20 protein-coding genes are annotated in these 15,597 nt (G+C 38.3%); 8 read left to right on the forward strand and 12 right to left on the reverse strand.

The genetic code is table 11. The features are described from left to right. Positions 1-312: 312 nt before the first annotated feature. Positions 313-1,188 (reverse strand): nucleotidyltransferase-like protein, encoded by an 876-nt coding sequence (locus AC1Q59_RS22470; RefSeq protein WP_492368100.1) that lies wholly within the window; start codon positions 1,186-1,188, stop codon positions 313-315. A gap of 272 nt (positions 1,189-1,460) precedes the next feature. On the opposite strand from AC1Q59_RS22470, the gene AC1Q59_RS22475 reads away from it, so the two are divergent. Next, positions 1,461-1,823, forward strand: coding sequence for a YgzB family protein (locus AC1Q59_RS22475; protein WP_492368101.1), 363 nt, complete (start codon positions 1,461-1,463; stop codon positions 1,821-1,823). 122 nt (positions 1,824-1,945) lie between these two features. Here the strand turns inward: AC1Q59_RS22475 and perR are convergent, their stop codons facing one another. The 3 genes from perR to AC1Q59_RS22490 form a co-directional block, all read right to left on the reverse strand. Beyond that, positions 1,946-2,383 carry a peroxide-responsive transcriptional repressor PerR gene (gene perR / locus AC1Q59_RS22480; RefSeq protein WP_492368157.1) on the reverse strand — a complete coding sequence of 146 codons (438 nt, stop codon included), beginning with the start codon at positions 2,381-2,383 and terminating at the stop codon, positions 1,946-1,948. A gap of 367 nt (positions 2,384-2,750) precedes the next feature. Next, positions 2,751-3,221: a thioredoxin-dependent thiol peroxidase gene (bcp, locus tag AC1Q59_RS22485; protein ID WP_492368102.1), complete on the reverse strand. Its 471-nt coding sequence runs from the start codon at positions 3,219-3,221 to the stop codon at positions 2,751-2,753. 89 nt (positions 3,222-3,310) lie between these two features. Further along, complete coding sequence (locus tag AC1Q59_RS22490; RefSeq protein WP_492368103.1) at positions 3,311-3,721, reverse strand: ion channel; 411 nt, start codon at positions 3,719-3,721, stop codon at positions 3,311-3,313. Between the two features lie 210 nt (positions 3,722-3,931). Between AC1Q59_RS22490 and AC1Q59_RS22495 the strand changes: the two genes are divergently transcribed. Then, positions 3,932-5,227, forward strand: coding sequence for a glutamate-1-semialdehyde 2,1-aminomutase (locus AC1Q59_RS22495; protein ID WP_492368104.1), 1,296 nt, complete (start codon positions 3,932-3,934; stop codon positions 5,225-5,227). 211 nt (positions 5,228-5,438) lie between these two features. Next, positions 5,439-6,509 carry an FUSC family protein gene (locus tag AC1Q59_RS22500; protein ID WP_492368105.1) on the forward strand — a complete coding sequence of 357 codons (1,071 nt, stop codon included), beginning with the start codon at positions 5,439-5,441 and terminating at the stop codon, positions 6,507-6,509. 94 nt (positions 6,510-6,603) lie between these two features. Here the strand turns inward: AC1Q59_RS22500 and AC1Q59_RS22505 are convergent, their stop codons facing one another. The 5 genes from AC1Q59_RS22505 to fabL form a co-directional block, all read right to left on the reverse strand. Beyond that, entirely contained in the window at positions 6,604-8,382 is a 1,779-nt protein-coding gene (locus tag AC1Q59_RS22505) for an ABC transporter ATP-binding protein (RefSeq protein WP_492368106.1), read from the reverse strand. Between the two features lie 97 nt (positions 8,383-8,479). Next, positions 8,480-9,010: a nucleoside tri-diphosphate phosphatase gene (gene ntdP / locus AC1Q59_RS22510; RefSeq protein ID WP_492368107.1), complete on the reverse strand. Its 531-nt coding sequence runs from the start codon at positions 9,008-9,010 to the stop codon at positions 8,480-8,482. A gap of 338 nt (positions 9,011-9,348) precedes the next feature. Beyond that, entirely contained in the window at positions 9,349-9,600 is a 252-nt protein-coding gene (locus AC1Q59_RS22515; RefSeq protein ID WP_492368108.1) for a YgaB family protein, read from the reverse strand. Between the two features lie 162 nt (positions 9,601-9,762). Then, positions 9,763-10,041: a gamma-type small acid-soluble spore protein gene (locus tag AC1Q59_RS22520; RefSeq protein ID WP_492368109.1), complete on the reverse strand. Its 279-nt coding sequence runs from the start codon at positions 10,039-10,041 to the stop codon at positions 9,763-9,765. Between the two features lie 90 nt (positions 10,042-10,131). Then, positions 10,132-10,881 carry an enoyl-[acyl-carrier-protein] reductase FabL gene (gene fabL, locus AC1Q59_RS22525; RefSeq protein ID WP_492368110.1) on the reverse strand — a complete coding sequence of 250 codons (750 nt, stop codon included), beginning with the start codon at positions 10,879-10,881 and terminating at the stop codon, positions 10,132-10,134. Between the two features lie 138 nt (positions 10,882-11,019). Between fabL and yfhS the strand changes: the two genes are divergently transcribed. Then, complete coding sequence (gene yfhS, locus AC1Q59_RS22530) at positions 11,020-11,208, forward strand: mother cell protein YfhS (RefSeq protein ID WP_492368111.1); 189 nt, start codon at positions 11,020-11,022, stop codon at positions 11,206-11,208. Between the two features lie 28 nt (positions 11,209-11,236). Here the strand turns inward: yfhS and mutY are convergent, their stop codons facing one another. Next, positions 11,237-12,289 (reverse strand): A/G-specific adenine glycosylase, encoded by a 1,053-nt coding sequence (gene mutY, locus AC1Q59_RS22535; RefSeq protein WP_492368158.1) that lies wholly within the window; start codon positions 12,287-12,289, stop codon positions 11,237-11,239. 246 nt (positions 12,290-12,535) lie between these two features. Here mutY and AC1Q59_RS22540 point away from each other — a divergent pair, with 246 nt between their 5' ends. The 3 genes from AC1Q59_RS22540 to AC1Q59_RS22550 all read left to right on the forward strand — a co-directional run bounded on the left by AC1Q59_RS22540 (position 12,536) and on the right by AC1Q59_RS22550 (position 14,094). Continuing rightward, positions 12,536-13,516 carry a metal-dependent hydrolase gene (locus AC1Q59_RS22540; protein WP_492368112.1) on the forward strand — a complete coding sequence of 327 codons (981 nt, stop codon included), beginning with the start codon at positions 12,536-12,538 and terminating at the stop codon, positions 13,514-13,516. A gap of 222 nt (positions 13,517-13,738) precedes the next feature. Next, on the forward strand, positions 13,739-13,909 hold the full coding sequence (locus AC1Q59_RS22545) for a small, acid-soluble spore protein K (RefSeq protein WP_492368113.1): 171 nt from the start codon (positions 13,739-13,741) through the stop codon (positions 13,907-13,909). 38 nt (positions 13,910-13,947) lie between these two features. Next, a complete protein-coding gene (locus AC1Q59_RS22550) occupies positions 13,948-14,094 on the forward strand; it encodes a YpzG family protein (protein WP_492368114.1) in 147 nt (48 codons plus the stop codon). A 56-nt stretch (positions 14,095-14,150) separates the two neighbouring features. Here the strand turns inward: AC1Q59_RS22550 and AC1Q59_RS22555 are convergent, their stop codons facing one another. Then, positions 14,151-14,474, reverse strand: coding sequence for a YfhH family protein (locus AC1Q59_RS22555; protein WP_492368115.1), 324 nt, complete (start codon positions 14,472-14,474; stop codon positions 14,151-14,153). A gap of 88 nt (positions 14,475-14,562) precedes the next feature. After that, complete coding sequence (gene recX, locus AC1Q59_RS22560) at positions 14,563-15,354, reverse strand: recombination regulator RecX (RefSeq protein WP_492368116.1); 792 nt, start codon at positions 15,352-15,354, stop codon at positions 14,563-14,565. Between the two features lie 106 nt (positions 15,355-15,460). On the opposite strand from recX, the gene AC1Q59_RS22565 reads away from it, so the two are divergent. Then, the gene (locus tag AC1Q59_RS22565) at positions 15,461-15,586 is read left to right on the forward strand and encodes a YfhE family protein (protein ID WP_492368117.1); all 126 of its coding nucleotides are present in this window, start codon (positions 15,461-15,463) and stop codon (positions 15,584-15,586) included. The last annotated feature ends 11 nt before the right edge of the window (positions 15,587-15,597 follow it).

Below are 15,597 nucleotides of genomic sequence, written 5' to 3' on the forward strand. Positions count from 1 at the left end.
TGTATTAGGCACGCCGCCAGCGTTCGTCCTGAGCCAGGATCAAACTCTCCAATAAAGAGTTGATATAGCTCATTGTTGTTTTGTCCCATGCGGGACAAAATTTAACGTTGACGTTTTTGTTCGTTCAGTTTTCAAAGAACAATTAATATCGCTCAGAAGCGACTTTTCTAATATAACATGTGTTGTGTTTGTTTGTCAACACTTTTTTAAAAAAGGAAATCCGTCGGCCGCTTTTGTTTTTCTAATCAAATCGCAGCGACGGATATTAATATAACAAGTTTTTCAATAAAGGTCAACACCTAAAATAGTTTTTTACGATAATTTTTTCGTAAGTTTATAATAACGATGAAAAACACCAGGTCCTTTGGTTTCAATAGTAACAACCTCAATCACATGTTTATCAATTAAATATTCCAAAAGCATACCAAGATCAACTGAATAATGAAGGAGGTCCTTGTGGTTTGTTAATTCATTAATCGACCATATTTCTTTTTCAGAAAGCACATCTGCCAGATGCATCATTCCACTTTTCATTTTTGAATGAATTAAAAATTCACTGGCAAGGAACAGAAGTTCAAGCCTTTTATCTAAGGTCTCATGGCTATTTACTAATTCTTCATATAGTTTGGTGATTTCAGGTTCAATCATTTTTACCTGTTGCCAGACTGTGACCTCTGGATGAAATCCATTTTCTATTACTGAAAGCCTCGCCAGATGATGAAGTGAGTGAACTATATTGTTATACGCATCTAAGTAATGGCCATTTTCGAAGAAGGCCTTCCCATCCATATACCGCCTGATCAGCTTAGCAAATTCTAGGCCCATTTTTAACTTTCTTCCGTAAAATGGAAACTCTGTAATTTCAGTCTTAAGATTATGAATGTATTCATTCCGTTCAAATATCACTTTACCATTGTATAGCCAGTCAAATATCTTTCGATGGGTTCCCAGCAAGATCCACTCACGCAATTTTTCATCAGTAACAGTATATAAGGCTGCTTTTTCATTTTTGTATGTGTAATGTTTAACAAACACAGGCGAATCTGCTTCTTTAACAAGGATTAGTAATATAGCATCAAATGTATTCGTCACTGGTGTATTATTTGGCTGCTTTTTGACCAATAATACTCCAAGGGTATTTGCCTGACTTGCCCGTTCCTGGTAAATGGGGCGGAGAATGTCTTCCATAAATAATTCCTCCAAATGATTGTTAGGTTATATGTTCGACAATTTTTTTATATTTTCCTTCCTTTAATGCAAAACGGTCTTTATTAATTTGCTTTTATGATAGGTTCTTTTAAATATAGCCGCCGATTTCCGCTCTCCTATTAATTTGTCATTAGTCAACATTAGCTTTAAATCATCCCTTTGAAAAATAATATTTCTGCTAACCCATTATGGTTTTTTTATTTAATTTCCGTCAAACGTTATGATATAGTTATTCCTTAGGAGGGACAAGGATGGCTAAATATACAATGTATTCAAGTAAAATTAATAAGATACGTTCATTTGCGCTTGCTTTAATATTTGTAGGATTTATTGTTATGTATATTGGAATTTTCTTTAGAGAATCTCCTCTTGTCATGACCATATTTATGATTTTTGGACTCTTATTCTTCGTTGCCAGTACGGCTGTTTATTTTTGGATCGGTATGCTTTCGACAAAAACGATTCAGGTTGTTTGTCCCAATTGCGAGAAACCCACGAAAATGCTTGGCAGGGTTGATATGTGTATGTACTGCCGGGAGCCTTTAACTTTAGATCCTAATCTTGAGGGCAAAGAGTTTGACCAAAAATATAACAGAAAAAACTTAGAAAAATAGGCATTCGCTATGTTTTTGCGAATGCCTTTACTTTATATGCGGTTTTTTAAAGGTTTTTATAAAGAATAGACTAAAAACAAAGAAGCTGTCAGCATCATAGCCAGCAGCTTTCTTGGCCTTTTTTAGTGTGCCTCTTTACTGGCACAGTCCGGACAAGTTCCGTAAATTTCCATTCTATGATGACTGATTTTAAATCCAGTTACGTGTGAAGCTAAATGTTCTACTTCATCTAAGCCTGGGTAATGGAAATCCACAATTTTTCCGCACTTCTCACAAATAACATGATAATGCTGTGTAGTAACAAAATCAAACCGGCTGGATGCGTCACCATAGGTCAATTCTTTAACAAGACCAACCTCACGAAATACTCTTAAATTATTGTAAACTGTAGCCACACTCATATTTGGAAATTTTCCTTCTAATGCTTTATATATTTCGTCAGCGGTTGGGTGTGACATTGAGTTTATTAAAAATTCAAGTATCGCATGACGCTGTGGTGTGATGCGAACTCCGGTTTCCTTTAGCGTATCTAACGCTTCTTTTAAATCCATTTGCGCCACCGCCATGCACCTCTCTTCTAACAAGAATTATTATATTATAATCTTTATAATCAGTGTACTAATTTATTGCCACATTTGTCAACATAACAACCTGCTTTAATCAATTTCCCGGCAATTTTTTAATATATTCCTTCCCCCCTTCTGTTTGTTTTTATTTATTTTAATATATGTAAGCAATTCATATTTAAAAACATAAAAACTGACTGTCTTTTCATAAAAAAAGGAAGCAGAAGAACCTTTCCATTGTTCCGGAGTTTGGTCCTTTTGCTTCGTAAAATATAACTGAGGAGGTATGCCCTAATAAATCATATTCAAATTGCACTACATTGAATGGACGTAAGCCTTTGTATTGAAAAATAGGCTGTGTTTACGAGAGATTTGCCTTGATAAATTCAAGAGCCTCTTCTACATGCCCCTTTACTGTAACCTTTCTCCACTCTTTGGCTATTTTACCCTCTTTATCTATTATGAATGTGGAACGTTCAATACCCATGTACTCTTTTCCAAAGTTCTTCTTTAATTTCCAAACATCATAGGCCTCTGCTGCTTTATGTTCCTCATCAGCTAGCAAAACGAAAGGCAGATCATACTTTTCAATAAATTTCTCATGCTTGCTGACAGGGTCAGGGCTTACTCCCAGTATCACAGCATTTAAACCGGCAAAGCTTTCATGATGATCTCTAAAGTCGCAAGCTTCAGTTGTACATCCTGGCGTCATATCCTTTGGATAGAAATATAAAACCACATTTTTCCCGCGATAGTCAGATAATTTCACACTTTCTCCATTGCTCGCCATTAATGAAAAGTCAGGCGCTAATTCACCCACAGAAATTGTCATGTTAATCCCTCCATCTTTTTCAAATCCTTTATCACAAGCGTACCGAATTTTAACAGGAAAAACAATTTATCCGACTATACCTGATGCGATTACATATTATTCTCCATATCAAACACCGCCCTGAATACAAAAGCTGCCGGAATGGTATAACCAATTAATGCCTCTGTAACAGCTATCATTCTGCCAATTCCAATCGGAGCAATATCCCCATACCCGACAGAAAACAATGTGACCGCGCTAAAATAAAATCCTGTCTCCAGCTGTGCAAAAAAATCGTCATCGATCCCAAATGTTCCATCCATAAAAACGGTTAGCCCATTTAATTCAAGAAGAATATATATCAATCCAAAACCAATCATGACCGTTAAATATATAAATGCTAAATAAAGAAAGTTTTCAAACGAAACCTTTTTTCCTTTAATTTTATGCGGCAAAAATAAGGTCCGCAGGCTCATCGCCATACAAAAAACAATTAGTGACAGGGATAAGTAAAAAACCATAGTCCTCCCTCTTTCCCTTTCTATCTTTCTTAAACTATACGCTTATGCAACATGCTCTATGCCTGCTTGTCTCGCAGAAAAGAAGCAAAAGATTAAGTTAATTCCACTTTAAAAAGTCGAAATTGTAAGACCAAGCTTCTATTGTTAAAACATGTTAATATAATAAAGGTTGAGAATTAAAAGCACCAAGTTCTTAAAGGAGGATTTTTTGTGCAGTTTACAAATTCAGAACGGATACATAAAGAAGCGCTTGAACATATTGTTGGCGGTGTAAACAGCCCTTCCCGCTCCTATAAAGCGGTTGGCGGCGGTGCACCTGTAGTTATGGAAAGGGCAAGCGGCGCCTATTTTTGGGATGTTGACGGAAACCAATATATAGACTTTTTGGCCGCCTACGGTCCAATCATCACTGGACACGCCCACCCTCATATAACAGAAGCGATAAAAAAGGCTGCTGAAACCGGCGTTCTTTACGGAACACCTACACCGCATGAAGTAAAATTCGCAAAGATGCTTAAAGAAGCTATGCCTGGATTAGAAAAGGTGCGTTTTGTCAATTCCGGTACAGAAGCTGTAATGACAACCATTCGTGTAGCACGTGCCTATACAGGAAGGGACAAAATCATTAAATTTGCTGGATGCTATCACGGCCACTCCGACCTTGTGCTTGTTGCCGCAGGCTCAGGGCCATCCACTTTAGGAACACCGGATTCAGCTGGGGTACCTAAAAGTATTGCCCAGGAGGTTATCACCGTTCCTTTTAATGACATTGAGCCATTTAAAGAAGCAATGGAAAAATGGGGAAGCGAAATTGCCGGCGTTCTTGTAGAACCGATTGTCGGGAATTTTGGTATTGTTGAGCCAAACCCTGGATTCCTTGAACAGGTCAACGAATTAACGCATGCAGCCGGCGCCATCGTTATTTACGATGAAGTCATTACTGCTTTTCGCTTTATGTATGGCGGTGCCCAGGATTTATTGGGGATACAGCCGGATTTAACAGCGATGGGTAAAATTATCGGCGGTGGTCTGCCAATCGGCGCATACGGCGGCAAAAAAGAAATTATGGAGAAGGTTGCTCCGCTTGGACCTGCCTATCAAGCTGGTACAATGGCTGGAAATCCAGCATCTATATTATCGGGTATTGCCTGTCTTGAAGTTCTTAAGCAGGATGGAATATATGAATACCTTGATCGGTTGGGAGCTATGCTCGAAGATGGCATTACCGAGGCAGCAAAGGAATATAATATCCCAATTACGATTAATCGCTTAAAAGGCGCATTGACCGTCTATTTTACGAATGAAAAGATAGAGAATTATGAGCAAGCTGAAAATACAGATGGAGAGATGTTTGCTAAGTTTTTCAAACTAATGCTTAAACAAGGGATTAATCTGGCTCCATCCAAGTATGAAGCCTGGTTTATTACGATTGCACATACTGAGGAAGATATTAACGCAGCCATTTTTGCCGTACGAAATGCATTTGAAGCATTAAGTGAAAAATAATTTGATTAACAGGGGGATCTTTTTGGTTCCCCTGTTTTTCCTCCATCCTAGAATCGCTATCCCTTCCTTAAAATAATGAAATTACCCATTGTACATCCTTTCATAACCATGTATAGTACATTCATGCATATAATACTATAACAAGCCTTTTCATATATTCTAATGGTTTGGACTCATGTAATTATTTATTAAGAAAGGAACATCAGTATTTATGAAGCTTGGCGCCCGCATTTTCAAAACGGGAATTGCAATTATTTTGTCATTATTTTTATCAGAGTTATTCCAGCTTCCGTCGCCACTATTTGCAGCAATTGCTGCTATTTTTGCAATACAGCCGACGGTATACCGTTCCTTTTTATCGATTGTTGAACAGATTCAAGGGAATGCCATCGGTGCGATTATTGCAGTAGTATTCGTTCTTTTATTAGGAAAAGATATGCTGATTGTTGGCCTTGCAGCAATTATTTTAATAACCATCAATCTTAAACTTAAGATAGAAAACACGATCGGGCTTTCCCTTGTCACCATGCTTGTTATTATGGAAACCCCTGGAGATGCGTTTATTGAATTTGCTTTCATACGGTTTTTAACCATTATGCTTGGAGTGCTTTCAGCGTTTATCGTGAATTTATTCTTTCTTCCGCCAAAATACGAGAAGAAGCTTTACTACCAGCTTTCTGACGTCACAGTGGAGATCACCAAATGGATTAGGATGACTATTAGACATTCTTCTGAACACAAACCCCTTAAGAATGATATTAAAAAGATGAAAGAGACCGTGCGTGGGCTTGATCAGCTTTATTCATTGTTTAAAGAAGAAAGGCATTATCTTAAAAGGGACACCTTTGCCAAATCACGAAAATTGGTTGTCTACAGACAAATGATCTCTACAGTAAAGCGAGCCCTTGAAGTCTTAAGAAAATTGCATCGATATGAAAATGATCTTTATGAAATGCCTGCAGAATTTCAAGTCATTGTCCAGCAGCAGCTTGACAGCCTGGTGCACTACCATGAGCACGTGATGCTGAAATTTATTGGGAAGGTTCGTCCGCAAATGATCTTTGAAGACGGAGAGTTCTATTTAAAAAGAAAAGAGCTTGCTAACCAATTCCTTTCCTATCAAAAGAATTCACATATAACAGATGAATCTACCCTAACCCATACGATGCAAATCGTTTCGGCCATTATTGACTATGATGAACAAATTGAACACCTTGACAAAATTATCAGCAGCTTCCAACGGTATCACAAAAAAACAAACAAGATTTTGATTGAAAAATAACAAAAAGCACTGACTCTTATTTAAGAATCAGTGCTTTTTTGTAGACGAGAATGGAAGGTACCCCTGTTTCCCTTCGGGACACGGTGCCTGTCCCCTAGTCCGCGGCCGGGACAAAGTGCCTGTCCCCTTGTCCCAGTTCCTGGACTTGGAAGAGCTTATAGTAGCCGCCTTGTTTTTCCATTAATTCATGGTGGCTTCCGATTTCTGCGATTTTTCCATGTTCAATTAAAATGATTCGATCTGCATGCGTGATTGTGGACAGCCGATGGGCAACTATAAAAGTGGTTCGGTCCTTTGCAAGCTCTTCGAGTGACTCTTGTATTAAATGTTCACTTTCCAAGTCTAAAGCTGAAGTTGCTTCATCAAGGATTAGGATAGGCGGATTTTTTAAAAAGATCCTCGCGATGGCTATCCTTTGTTTTTGCCCGCCGGAAAGCTTTACTCCTCGTTCACCAACCCTCGTGTCATACCCCTCCGGAAGGTTCATAACAAAATCATGCGCATTGGCTGCTTTTGCCGCTTCGATTACCTCTTCATCTGTTGCATCTGGTTTGCCCAGCAATATATTCGTTTTAACCGACTCGCTAAAAAGAATATTGTCCTGCATAACCATGCCAATTTTATCCCGCAGACTTCTCACCTTAAAGGAGCGAATATCTTTTCCATCAAGCAGAATGCTGCCCTCTGTGACATCATAGAATCTTGGAATCAGGCTGACCAATGACGATTTTCCTCCACCGCTCATACCAACTAGGGCAATGGTTTCGCCTTTTTTCACATGAAGTGAAATATTATCTAATACAGGACCTTCCTTTTCATTATAGGAAAAGCTGACGTTCTCAAATTGGATATCTCCTCTTACATCTACTACTTCAGCAGCTCCCGGAAGATCATCGATATCATATTTCTCATCAATCAGCTCAAATACCCTGTCCATCGATGCAATGGATTGAGTCAGAGTGGTTGAAGAATTTACAAGTCTCCGCAAAGGATTATACAATCTTTCAATATAAGCATAGAAAGCCATCATTGTACCAATGGTCAGATTTCCTTGAATAACCTGGTACCCCGAATATCCGATTAAAAGCAGCGGAGCGATATCTGTTATCGTATTGACAACTGCAAATGCTTTTGCATTCCATTTCGTATGGTCAATGGCTTTGACTAAAAAGTTTTTATTCTGCCGGTCAAATTGTGTCTGCTCATAATCTTCAATGGCAAAGCTTTTGATGACTGCTACTCCCTGCACCCGCTCATGAAGATATCCTTGAACCTCAGCAAGGGCTTGGGAACGTGCTCTTGTCAGCTTTCTTAAATTTCCGAAGAAGTATTTAACGGAAAATCCGTAAAAAGGGAACAAAATTAACGATACAATGGTCAATGTAACGTCCATTTTCAGCATGATCCCCACTGCGATAAGAATCGTTGCCAAATCAAGCCAGAGATTCATGAGACCTGTAATAACGAATGTTTTAGTCTGTTCCACATCATTGATGATTCTTGAAATGACCTCACCAGATCTTGTATTTGCAAAATACTTAAAGCTTAATTTCTGTATATGGGTAAAGAGCCTATCCCGGATATCATATAAAATCTTGCTTGCCACCCATTGGGCAAAATATTGCCGATAATACTCAATTGGCGGGCGCAATAAGACAAAAATCAGAATCATTAATCCCATCATCTGCAAGAGACTGGATGTCTTGTCCGCAGTGCTTAAATCAGGGTTCCCTGCTACATCATCAATGACATATTTTATTAATAAAGGTGTGATGAGCGGAATGGCAAATTTAATAATTCCAATGATAATCGTTAAGATGATTTGCCACTTATAAGGTTTAACAAATTTCATGTAACGCTGAATGCTGCCCAACTATTTCCCCTCTTTGTACGTAAAATTTATATAAATATTATCTGTTCATGGAAAAACCTGTTGATGTATGGTCAACAGGTAATTACATAATCCTTATTTAGCGTCTGTAGGTTAAATATCTTTCATACCAAATATCAATAAAATCAGGCGCAAATGGACCTTTTTTTTGCCGAATCCAATAGATTAATTTTTTCACATTAGATTTAAGTATCCGGTCAATCGGTTCCGGATAATTCATTTCTTTTCGATGTCTTTCATATTCATCTTCATCAAGCAGATTAAAGGTCATATCTGGAAAAACCTTTATATCCAGGTCATAATCAATATATTTTACTGCTTCCCCATCAAAAATGAACGGTGAGCTTAAATTGCAGTAATAATATATCCCGTCTTCTCGAATCATCCCAATCACATTAAACCAATGCTGGGAATGAAAATAACATATTGCCGGCTCCCTAGTAATCCAAGTCCTTCCATCTGATTCAGTAACAACCGTCCTGTCATTGCACCCAATGACTAAATTCTGCGTTGCTTTTAGTACCGTTGTTTCCTCCCAGACGCGATGGATGTGCCCATTATGTTTATAGCTATGGATTTGTACTGGTTCTCCTTCAATGGGTACGGCCATACTTTTCCCCTACTTTCATAAATCCCGGGCTTTGCAACCTATAGAAAAAACGCATTGGCGCGATATGTTAGAGGCTGAAGGCAAAAATATAATAAAAAATCAGGCGATGTCTGATCTTTTACAAACCTTCCGCAATGGTTCAAAACAAATTAAGGCAACAAAGATCGAATACTTTTTTCTATTATTATAACGGTTTAAGAAAGAATTTAAAACAAAGAGCCATTGGAAATCAGCGATTTGGGAAAATAATAGAATAAAATGAGGAGTATTTGCCCCCGTTAAATGGAAATATGGTGGACGGGGGCAGATTGCCTGATAGCAAAAAACGAGGCATCTTTTCAAACAGTTACCTTAGCATTTTGATAGGAACGAATAACCTCTTCTGTCTGTTCTTCAAAAGTCTGATGGATATCTTTTAATTCAATTTTTAATTTAGCAATTTCCAAACGGATGCTTTCTAATTCTGTTTCCTCCTCTAAGGAATTAAGCTCCTGCTCCAGTTCCTCGCATCTTTCAATCTCACTTTGCAAATATAATAATTTTTCCATTGTTTGCATTTGCTCTGCGACTAAATGGTTAAAGTTTTTCATTGTAATCAGACACCGCCCCATTTATTTTCTCTTTTTTAATTATTCGCGGTATCTTCCCAGCAATCCTTTGACAATTAATGTAGAGATAATAGAAGTTTTGTCGAAGAACAAAAAAAAGAGAAGGTGCCCTTTTCGTAAAGAGAGCACCTTCTAGGTTAAGTATTATGAATTTTGAGGACCTGAGTTTTGTGCTTTACGAGACTCAGCCTGCTGGTTTTGCTGTCTAACTTCTTGTGCATTAGTTTCACTAGCAAATTCAGTACCGAACTGTCCTGCACCTGAAGCAGACTGTGCATTTTGCTGTCTTACTTCTTGTGCATTAGTTTCGCTTGCAAATTCAGTACCGAACTGTCCTGCACCACCTGCAGCAGATTGTGCATTTTGCTGTCTTACTTCTTGGATGTTAGTACCTGCTTGTGTTTTGTTTGGTTGTTTTGCCATGTTTATCACCTCCACGCTCATTAATTTGTACCATGCGTGAAGGAAATATCCTTAAAAAATAAAAATGTTTTTTGAATAATTAACGAAAACTTAAACCAGTAATGATATCCCGCCATCGACAATGATAGTCTGACCGCGAATCATGCTGGACTCATCTGCCAGGAGGAACATAATTGCATTGACCATATCCTCAATCTGCACCATTCTCCCTGCAGGTGTTTTTTCCTTTGCTTCTTCTAACAGTTCATCACGGTTTGGAAAATGCTTTAATGCTTCTGTATCCACCGCTCCGCCTGAAACCGCATTAACAACAATATTTTTTGGAGCAAGCTCTACCGCTAAGTATCTTGTCAGTGCTTCAAGGGCCGCTTTGGATGTGCCAACAGCTGTATAGTTTTCTAAATAGCGGATGGAACCTAAGGAGCTGATGCTGACAATTTTTCCTCCCCCGTTTCTTTCCATCAGCTTTGCTGCTTCTTGGGCACAGAATAGAAGAGCTTTGCTATTAATATTTAACGTCCAGTCCCAATGGTGTTCCTCCAGTTCCATTAATGGTCTCTGAACACCTGATGCCGCATTGTTGACAAACACATCAAGCCGGCCGAATTCCTTATCAATTTCTTCAAACAGGTTTTTTATCTTTTGGACATCCCCGACGTTTGCTTTTACGGTTAAAGCCTTTCTGCCCAAAGCTTCAATTTCTGATGCTGTTTCCAGTGCAGCTGTTTTGCTGCGGGCATAATTGATAACAATATCATATCCTTCTTTGGCCAGACGAATCGCTGTAGCCTTACCGATGCCACGGCTGCTTCCTGTTACTAGTGCTACTTTCTGTGTCATTTTCATAACCCTTTCTTTATTGATCAGCCAATAATGGCGTATCTTCTATTTCTTCTCATTTTATCCTTTTCCATGTATATATGGCAATTAGGTTAAAAACAATATGAAATAGATCCAAGAATAGAAAGGAAGATTTATATGTACGATGGCCGTGATATGACTAAGCTTTCAATGATGTCCATTAAATATTGGACAGACAGCGAACTTAAGCATTTTCACCATTCCCTGCAGCAAATGGATTCTTATTTAAATACCGAAGGCCAAACGATTCAGACGGAAATTGTCCAAGAGATCCAAAACCGCGGGGGATTGAAGAAGATAAATTAGTAAAAAAGCTCTAGTGCCATAACTGGTGCTAGAGCTCTTTACTTTCATTATGCTGCTTTAAGATTTTTTGATGGGAAACAGAGAAAGGATAATGTTGAATTTCTTCCATAGTGACAAGCTTTAAGTCTGACTTTTCTTTTTTTATTGACAGAAGTTTCCCTTTGTAGACATTGATGTTCCACGTTAAATGGGAAAATACATGCTCAATCTGACCAATCATTTCATTCATTTTAACTTCTGCCTCGTATTCGTTTTTAATAGCTTCTTTTAATTGCTCTTTTTCAAGGTCATGCGGCGGCAAGACCTCTGCATTTGGGAATTCCCACAGATTTGCCAAAAGCCCTGATTCTGGCCGTTTATGAATTAATACCCTGCCTGCTTCATCTTCTAAAACAACCGCTGCTATTTGGACTTGGCGCTGTTTTTTATTCTTTGTTTTAACAGGAAGGTCGTTTTGAACGCCATCGTAAAAACCTTGACAATGCTCTCTTACCGGACAAAGAAGACAGCTTGGTGAGGTTGGGGTACATATTAAGGCGCCCAATTCCATTAGAGCCTGATTAAAGGATGAAGGGTCCTCCTTTGAAATAAGAACTCTCACGGCATCCTCAAAAACTTTTCTCGTTGACGCTTTGGCAATATCATCCCAAATGGATAATATTCTTGATAATACACGCATGACATTTCCGTCAACAGCTGGTTCTGGAAGCCCGTAAGCAATACTTAAAATGGCTCCAGCTGTATACGGTCCTACTCCCTTAAGCGAGGAGATCTCCTTAGGTTCGTCTGGAACCTTGCCTTCATATTTTTCATTTACTTCTTTTACAGCAGAATGAAGATTGCGTGCCCTCGAATAATAGCCAAGGCCTTCCCAGGATTTTAGAACTTTCTGTTCTTCAGCTTCTGCTAATGCCTTGATATCTGGAAATTGCTCAATGAAGTTTTTAAAATAAGGGATAACAGTGTCTACCCGCGTCTGCTGCAGCATGATTTCTGAAACCCATATTTTATACGGATCCTTATCCTCTCTCCATGGCAATTCTCTTTGCTCTGCTTTAAACCATTGGATTAAATCATGCATAAAAGCTTCTTTAGGAAATTTCTCTAACTTGTCGTCATATTTTATATTCAAAACAGGATCCTCCAAACTTCGGGATAAACTCAATATAACTTGGAAAAATAGTATTATGTTTTGGTTGAACACGTTCCCGCAGCTTTAAATGTAACAATATTTTAACTGGTGCAACAAGATAAAAAAGTTTAGAATTATTATTAAGATGTTTGATTAGTTCACATCAACCTCTACTATTAAAGGAGGTCTTTCGTTTTGGATACTGGAACACATATCGTAATGGGCTTAGCTCTAGCCGGGATTGCTACACTGGATCCGGCTGTTGCAGAAAATTCTGCTACCATGACCAGTGTCATGATTGGGACGATTGTCGGTTCACAAATACCGGATATCGATACTGTTTTAAAACTAAAGAATAATGCCGTTTATATCCGCAATCACCGCGGAATTACCCATTCCATCCCCGCAGTTTTGCTTTGGCCAATTTTGATTATAGCACTTATTTATCCCTTTTTTAGTGGAGCTAATTTGTTCCATTTGTGGATTTGGACATTTGTCGCTGTTTTTCTCCATGTTTTCGTTGATATTTTTAATGCCTATGGAACTCAAGCACTAAGGCCATTTTCATCGAAATGGGTAGCCTTAGGAGTTATTAATACATTTGATCCGATTATCTTTGGTTTTCATGTTGTTGGTTTAATCGTCTGGGCATTAGGGGCTCATCCTGGATATACTTTCCTAACCCTTTATGCTTTGCTTGTTGTTTATTATTTCGCGCGTTTTTGGGTACAGCGGAAGGTATATGCTGAGGTCAAAAGGCTTATCCCAAATGCAACAGAAATCATCATTTCACCGACGATGAAGTTTAATCAGTGGCGAATAGCTGTTATGAACAAGCATCAATTCTTTGTTGGCCGTGCGGTAAATAATGAAGTGACGATATTGGATCAATTTAACCGGGTTCCCGTTCCGGAAACCCCAGTTTTGGAAGCAGCGCAAAAAGATAAAAATTTATCCGCTTTTATATCCTTCTCCCCTGTTTATCGGTGGGAAATTGATGAGTACGATGATTTTTATGAAGTTCGCTTTATTGATCTAAGATATAGGAGCAAAGATTATTATCCATTTGTCGCTGTCGTCCAGCTTGATTTGGAGTTAAACATTATTTCCTCCTATACCGGGTGGATATTTAGCGAAGAGAAGTTACGCAAAAAACTGGATATCATTCCTGGTTAACCTTTTCAAAAAAGTCCTTCATTTTACGAATATGAAGGGCTTTTTTTTGGCTTTTTTGCGGGTCTTGTTTTCCATAAGGGACAAAATGTCTTCATTCATAAAACGCTTTACCAATATATAACCTTCATACTTAAGCACGAACAACTCATACTATTAGTACGTGATCAGCAATTGGTTCTGGCCATTGTTTTTCACGGTTGAAGCCTTTCTAGGAGGGTTAATATGCGGAATAAAGAAAGAGGTTTCCCCAATCAGAACAGAAATAAATTAGAGGGTGAGCCGCGGGCTAAGGCAGATTACAACTCCTTAAGAGCCAACGGGACGATTAACACCCATCCTCAGGAACGCATGCGAGCTTCGTCAAACCGAGATTTTGATACACCTGAATTTTAACTTATTCAGACTGAATCATAAATGAGGAGGCTCAAGTAATGGGACAAAAGCCGAAAAACTTCTTCCAAACAAAGTTTAATGCTCCATGGTTTAGGCCAAAGAGAGCTCACTCACAGGTAAACGGCGAAACGCAAATTACACAAAACCTCGTTATTCTAGAAGCGCAAACTAGAAAACGCTCTTAGAAAAGATTTTTGGCGCTTCAACAAAAAAGGAAAGGGAAGGTACTCCTTCTCTTTCCTTAACTGTTTTCTTTTTTTAGAATGGAAATCGGCAGTGCTTCTTGTTCACTGCCTTCATTTAAACGATATCCCCAGGCGAATACTCCATTCATATAATCAATTTTAAAAAAGGTACCTGGATCTCCATCAATTTCATATATTTCTCCGGGCTTAAAGTCCTCCGGATTCAATAGATAACATTTAGCCATTACCATTTTTCTTTCTAAAACAGCAAATTCATTAACCATGCCCATTTGCTCTGCTTTCCTGGCCTTTTCAGTCAGTACAGAAACCTCCTGAAGCAGCTCCTGGATTGTCATATCACTATATCTTCTCTCGTGCATAATTTTTCACTCCCATAGCTGGTACATAGATGTAAATAAAACATTCCCCATTTAGTATAGTGAATTATCCTCTATTAGAAAAGCCTTTTCAAATGCGTTCCCTTAAATACCGTTCAATTAATTCAATGGAAAATCCTTTCCTGTAAAGGGTTTGTTTCATTTTTTGCTCATATTCAAATCCGCTGAGATTAGCATATTTTCTATGCGCCTTTTCGGCATGGACCAAAAGAGCAGTCATTTCCTCATCTTCAGATTTATCTGCATCCACTTCTGAAATGGCCTCTTGAATAATTTGCAGAGGAAAGCCTTTTCGCACAAGCAGCTGCTCAAGCTTTTGTTTCATGATTCGCGTGGAATCACGTTTATTTTTCAGGACAAATTTTTCAGCTATTTGCCCAGCCGTGCTAAGTTCCATATCAAACGTATATTCCAGCATGGCTTGTTCAATCATCGGATCTGCGATTCCTTTTTCCCTTAATTCACGGCGGATTACTGCTGACCCTTTATCTGTTGTGTTTACTTGGGTCCGAACAAACGCAATCGCATATTCCTGATCATCCAAAAACTTATGTTTATACAATTTATGTATGACTTCTTGGATTACCGGATCCTCAATTTCTTTTTCCTTTAAATGCTGTCTTACCTCTTTTTCCGATCTCATTCTGCGCGATAAGTGCTGAATCGCCGTATTATAAGCTTTGCTAATATCATCGTGATAGGAAATATCGGCCATAGAAAAATCATCTATGTCCATTCCCTTCTTTAATTGATGTTTAATTAGCACCTCTTCATCCACACTAAATGCATATTTATCATCCAAAAAAATATTGTAACGGTCTTTATTTTTTTGCTGAATAGATATTTTCGTAATAACAGGCATCTTTTTCACCTCATTTTTACTGTAACACATAAGTATCAATTCATACATCTAGGGGAAAAATATAAATGGTGTGAGATTTTTACATAACTTTGAAAGGGTGATCCAGATGGATAAAAAAACGAAGGATAAAAAGAAACGGTCATTGTCAGCTACCCAGGAGGTTTTGTATTCACGTGAATTTAAAATGGCTGACCGTGCTGGCGGCTATTTAGGGAAACATTCCCGGTCTTAATTTCAGCCTAT

The sequence above is a fragment of the Cytobacillus sp. MT66 genome, assembly GCF_058792595.1.